The sequence below is a fragment of the Rugamonas sp. genome, from assembly GCF_025354735.1.
GTDB lineage: Bacteria > Pseudomonadota > Gammaproteobacteria > Burkholderiales > Burkholderiaceae_D > Rugamonas.
In genome coordinates this window covers 1-5,294 of the sequence record NZ_JANXMI010000331.1, presented here as the reverse complement: position 1 = coordinate 5,294, position 5,294 = coordinate 1, and the positions used below count along the sequence as shown (strand labels likewise).

Genomic DNA, 5,294 nt, shown 5'->3' with positions numbered 1-5,294 from the left:
TGATGGACGATCTGCCGGATTTGTCCGGCCATCAAGTGTATGCCTGCGGCGCGCCCATCGTGGTCGACTCGGCCCGGCGCGATTTCGTGCAGCGCTGCGGCTTGCCGGCCGAAGAATTCTACGCCGACGCCTTCACCACCGAGGCCGATCTCAACAAGCCGTAGGCGGCGCAACGGCCGGCGGAATCGGCCACCGCCGCCTAATCGGGGTCAGCCCCCGCTGTCGTCCGGTGGCCGCAGTTGTTGCCCTGATGCGGGGTCCGACTTCGGTCTTGACCTAGGTCTTGACCTAGGTCTTGACCTCGGTGTCACGCACCGGGCCTGTCGCCGCTCGGCCCCACCATCACCAGCAGCCTCACCCGAAAGGCCCCATGTCCCTCGCCCCCGCGTCCAAAGGCTTCAGCGTCCTACGCCATCGCAACTTCAGTTTTTATTTATCGGCGCGCATACTCGGCACGCTCGCCGTGCAGATGCAAAGCGTGGCCATCGGCTGGCAAGTCTATGCCCTGACCCATAATCTGTTCGACCTCGGCCTGATCGGCCTGGCCCAGTTCGCGCCCTTCCTGCTGCTGATCCTGCTCGCCGGCCACGTGGCCGACCGCTACAACCGCCGCAACATCATCGCCCTGTGCCTGGCCGCGCAACTGCTGTGCGGGCTGATGCTGCTGAGTTTCACGCTGAGCGGATTGAGCGTCGTGTGGCCGGTGTTCGCCGTGCTGGTCGTGTTCGGCAGCGCGCGCGCCTTCATGATGCCGGCCACCCAGGCCGTGCTGGTCAACATGGTGCCGACGGCCGACTTCAGCCAGGCCGTCGCGCTGTCGTCCTCCTCCTTCCACATCGCCGTGATCGTCGGGCCGACGCTGGGCGGCCTGCTCTACCTGGCCGGGCCGAAAGCGGTGTACCTGATCGCGTCGGCACTGCTGGTGGTCGCGGTGATCCTGATGTGCCTGACGCGCGCGGCGCCGCAGGCGACCAGCCGCGAGCCGGCCACCTGGCACAGCGTGCTCGAAGGCTTGCGCTTCGTGGTGTCGCGGCCCATCGTGCTGGGAGCCATTTCGCTCGACCTGTTCGCCGTGCTGTTCGGCGGCGCCACGGCGCTGCTGCCGGCGCTGGCTCACGACGTGCTGCACACCGGGCCCGGCGGACTGGGCCTGCTGCGCACGGCGCCCGGCGTGGGCGCGGCGCTGTGCTCGGTCGCGCTGGCCTTCTTCCCCATCACGCGCCGGGTCGGCCTGTGGATGTTCGGCGGCGTGGCCGTGTTCGGCGCCGGCACCGTCGTGCTGGGCGCGACCGCCAGCGTCGCCGTGGCGCTGGCGGCGCTGTTCCTGATGGGCGCCGGCGACATGATTAGCGTCTACGTGCGCCACCTGCTGGTGCAGTACGAAACGCCGGACGCCATCCGCGGCCGCGTCAGCGCCGTCAACTCGGTGTTCATCGGCGCCTCCAACGAGCTGGGCGAATTCGAATCCGGCGTCACGGCCGGCTGGTTCGGCCTGGTGCGCGCCGTGCTGTTCGGCGGCGCCGCCACGCTGGCCGTGACCGGCGCCTGGTCGCTGCTGTTCCCGGTGCTGTCGCGCATGGACCGTTTTCCGCACGCCGAAAAAGAAGAGGCGGTAAGATGACCGCTCGCCAACTTTTCCGACCACAATGACCACTCCCCTGCCCCTCCACGGCCTGCTGCGCAGCCGCCCCCGCCTCACTTCCGCCGTCGTGCTCGGCTGCGTCATCGGCCCGCTGCTGCCGCACGCCTGGCCCTGGCTGACGCGCATGCTGGCGACCTGGGACATCGCGGTCTGGGTCTACCTGGCCGCGATGGGCTGGATGATGATGCGGGCCGACCACCACCAGGTCAAGCGCGTCGCCGCCAAGCAGGATGAAAAGGCGCCGGTGATTTTATCGGTGCTGTGCGTGGCGGCGGTGATGAGCCTGCTGGCCATCGTCTCGCAGCTGTCGGAACTCAAGGACATGCCGGCCGACCTGCGCGCCATCCACTACGTGCTGGTGGTGACGACGCTGCTCGGTTCCTGGTTCATGGTCGGCACGCTGTTCTGCTTCCACTACGCCCACATGTATTACAACGACGAAGGCACGGTGGCGCCGCTGGAATTTCCCGAGGGCGAACTAAACCCGAACTACTGGGACTTCCTGTATTTCGCGTTCACCATCGCGGTCGCGGCCCAGACCTCGGACGTCACCGTCAAGACCCGGCTGATGCGCCAAGTCGTGCTGGCGCAATCGGTGCTGAGTTTCTTCTTCAATCTCGTGATCCTCGGCCTGTCGATCAACATCGCCGCCGGCCTGATTAATACCTGATACGCGCCAAGCCGACACGACCGTGGCGCGTCGCGTTGGCCAGTGTGCGCTGCCTAACGGGCGCTGCTGACGAAAAGGAGTAATATGGATTTGTGTGCAAAACGCATCAGCCAACTCGGCTCGGGTGCACACGGCCGCCGCCAACGCGCAGCGCACGACGGCCTCGAAGCGACTGCTTTGACCCTGGGTAGGATGGGTTTTTTTTCGTATAACCGGGAGTAAGCATATGCAAATCAATATCAACACCGACAAAACCATCGAACGTCACGCCAGCCTCGACGAACACGTCCAAACCGTCGTCGACGCCGCCATCCACCGATTCGCCGAACAGATCACGCGCGTCGAAGTCCACCTGAGCGACAACAACAGCCAGAAATCGGCCGACGGTGACAACCGCTGCCTGATGGAAGCGCGCGTCAACGGCTACCAGCCTATCGCGGTCAGCGACCACGCCGCCACCCTGCACCAGGCCATCTCCGGCGCCGCCGACAAACTCAAGCGCGCCATCGACAGCGCCCTCGGCCGCCTGCACGACGCGCAACGCCATGCCGCCGCCCCGGCGCTGGCGGAAGCCGAAACCGACGACGAATAAGCATCGCCGCTGGCAGCCGCGCAGGCTGCCAGCTGAAGTCCGGCCGGCGCTCCGCCCGCTGTGGCGCGGACAGCGCCGATAGCGCAGTCGCGGCAGCCCAGTTCCAGCAGTTCATGGCGGCTCATCGCGGCGCACGGCAGCTCATGCTGGCGCGCATGCGGCTCATCGCTGCTCACGCCGAGTCACGCCGACTCATGGCGGCCATCGTAGCTCACGGCGGCCATCGCCCCCTTCCCCGTCGACCAATGCACCGGCTCGCAGATCCAGCGTCCACGGCAAATCGAGCGCACCTTCTTCCCGTCCACCGGCGCGGCGCCGACGACCAGCGATCGTTCGCCAACCTTGCCAGTAATTTAATGTTCATGCTTTTCTATACAGGCAGGGTTTGCGCTATCATGCCTGATCGGCCCCGAACGCCCTGAAAGTTGACCTTGAAACCGATCTCCACCTTTGGCGCCTCCAGCCACCACATCGGCGATTTGCAGCTGCTGCGCGATACGCTGCGCGACTCCAAAGACGAGGCCGCCATCGCGCGCTTGCTGGCCCCCTGCCCCATCGTCCGCGTCGCCGCCGGCGCCAGCGTGACCGACGACCGGCGCGCGCGGCTGTATATCGTGCTGAGCGGCGCGCTGGCGGTGGCGGCCGACACCCGCACCGGCATGGCCGACGGCACCGTCAGCAAAGTGCTGCCCGGCGAAAGCGTGGGCGAGCAATCGGTGCTCGACGAAGAAACCAATCTGCTGTCCATCTCGGCGCTGGAAGACAGCGATGTGCTGGTCATCGAGGCCGACCTCGTGTGGCAGCTGATCGACGAATCGAATGTGCTGGCGCGCAATCTGCTGCGCCTGCTGTCCTTCCGCATCCGTGCCGCCAACGCGCAATTGCGCCGGCGCCAGAAACTGGGCGAATTTTATCGCCAGCTGTCGATGGTCGACGGCTTGACCGGCCTCTACAACCGCGCCTGGCTCAACGACCTGCTGCCGACCATGATCGCCACCGCCCACGGCTCCGGCGCGCCGCTGTCGCTCATCATGATAGACCTGGACCACTTCAAAAAGTTCAACGACAGCCACGGCCACCTGGCCGGCGACGACGCCTTGCGCACGGCCGCGCACGTGCTCAGCAGCGCGCTGCGGCCCACCGATTGCGCCGTGCGCTATGGCGGCGAAGAATTGATGGTGCTGCTGCCGGATACCAGCGACCAGGTCGCCGTGCTGGTGGCGCAACGCCTGTGCGAACGGATGCAGCAAGCGGTCGTGTTCAGCGACATGCGCCTGCCGCTGCCGCACGTCACGGCCTCGTTCGGCGTGGCCAGCCTGGCGCCGCAGCAAAACGACCTCGGCCTCATCGCCGCCGCCGACGCCGCGCTCTACGCGGCCAAGGAACAGGGCCGCAACCGCGTCGCCCAGCACGCGCTGGCCCCATAACGGCGCGTCGGAGCCGGCGCCGGTTTACAATCACGTACGCAATCACCCACGCAATCACGCCCACGGCGGGCAGCGGCCCGCGACAACGCCTTCTTTCTGCGACTCTATGACCACCCAGACTTTCCTTTGGCACGACTACGAAACCTTCGGCGCACAGGCGCGCCGCGACCGCCCGGCCCAGTTCGCCGCGATCCGCACCGACGCCGAACTCAATGAAATCGGCGCGCCCATCATGCTGTACTGCCAGCCGGCCAACGATTTCCTGCCCGATCCGCAATCGTGCCTGATTACCGGCATCACGCCCCAGCAATGCCTGGAACGGGGCGTGCCGGAACACCAGTTCGCCGCCACCATCGAGCAGGCGTTCGCGAAACCGGGCACCATCGGCGTCGGCTACAACACCATCCGTTTCGACGATGAAATCACGCGCTTCATGTTCTGGCGCAACCTGATCGATCCCTACGCGCGCGAGTGGCAAAACCAGTGCGGTCGCTGGGACTTGCTCGACGTCGTGCGCATGACGTACGCGCTGCGCCCGGAAGGCATGGAGTGGCCGCTGCGCGAAGATGGCAAGCCCAGCTTCAAGCTCGAACACCTGGCCGCCGCCAACGGCTTGTTGCACGAGTCCGCGCACGACGCGCTGTCGGACGTGCGCGCCACGATCGCGCTGGCGCGGCTGATCAAGACACGCCAGCCGCGGCTCTGGGACTTCTGCCTGAAGCTGCGCAGCAAGCACGAGGTCGTGCGCGAAATGGGCGTCGGCAAACCGTTCCTGCACATCTCGGGCATGTACGGCACCGAACGTGGCTGCATTGCGCTGGTCTGGCCGATCGCGCCGCACCCGACGAACAAGAACGAAGTGATCGTCTGGGACTTGTCGGCCGACCCGGACGAGCTGTTTACGCTCGGTGTCGACGCGATCCGCACCCGCATGTTCACGCGCAACGACCAGCTGCCCGAAGG

At 66.3% G+C, this 5,294-nt stretch carries 5 protein-coding genes and 1 pseudogene; all 6 read left to right on the top strand.

The genetic code is table 11. The features are described 5' to 3' along the window. A pseudogene (locus Q0S71_RS27285) lies at nucleotides 1-164 on the top strand (CDP-6-deoxy-delta-3,4-glucoseen reductase); the annotation flags it as partial. A 206-nt stretch (nucleotides 165-370) separates the two neighbouring features. Beyond that, nucleotides 371-1,621, top strand: a complete 1,251-nt coding sequence (locus Q0S71_RS27280) for an MFS transporter (RefSeq protein WP_296002945.1) — start codon at nucleotides 371-373, stop codon at nucleotides 1,619-1,621. Between the two features lie 25 nt (nucleotides 1,622-1,646). Next, the gene (locus Q0S71_RS27275) at nucleotides 1,647-2,312 is read left to right on the top strand and encodes a DUF1345 domain-containing protein (RefSeq protein ID WP_296002943.1); all 666 of its coding nucleotides are present in this window, start codon (nucleotides 1,647-1,649) and stop codon (nucleotides 2,310-2,312) included. 226 nt (nucleotides 2,313-2,538) lie between these two features. Then, nucleotides 2,539-2,904: an HPF/RaiA family ribosome-associated protein gene (locus tag Q0S71_RS27270; protein ID WP_296002941.1), complete on the top strand. Its 366-nt coding sequence runs from the start codon at nucleotides 2,539-2,541 to the stop codon at nucleotides 2,902-2,904. Nucleotides 2,905-3,335: 431 nt separating this feature from the next. Beyond that, a complete protein-coding gene (locus Q0S71_RS27265) occupies nucleotides 3,336-4,331 on the top strand; it encodes a diguanylate cyclase (RefSeq protein WP_296002938.1) in 996 nt (331 codons plus the stop codon). A 106-nt stretch (nucleotides 4,332-4,437) separates the two neighbouring features. Further along, nucleotides 4,438-5,294, top strand: an 857-nt coding sequence (gene sbcB, locus Q0S71_RS27260; protein ID WP_296002936.1) for an exodeoxyribonuclease I, incomplete at its 3' end; no start/stop codon positions are given.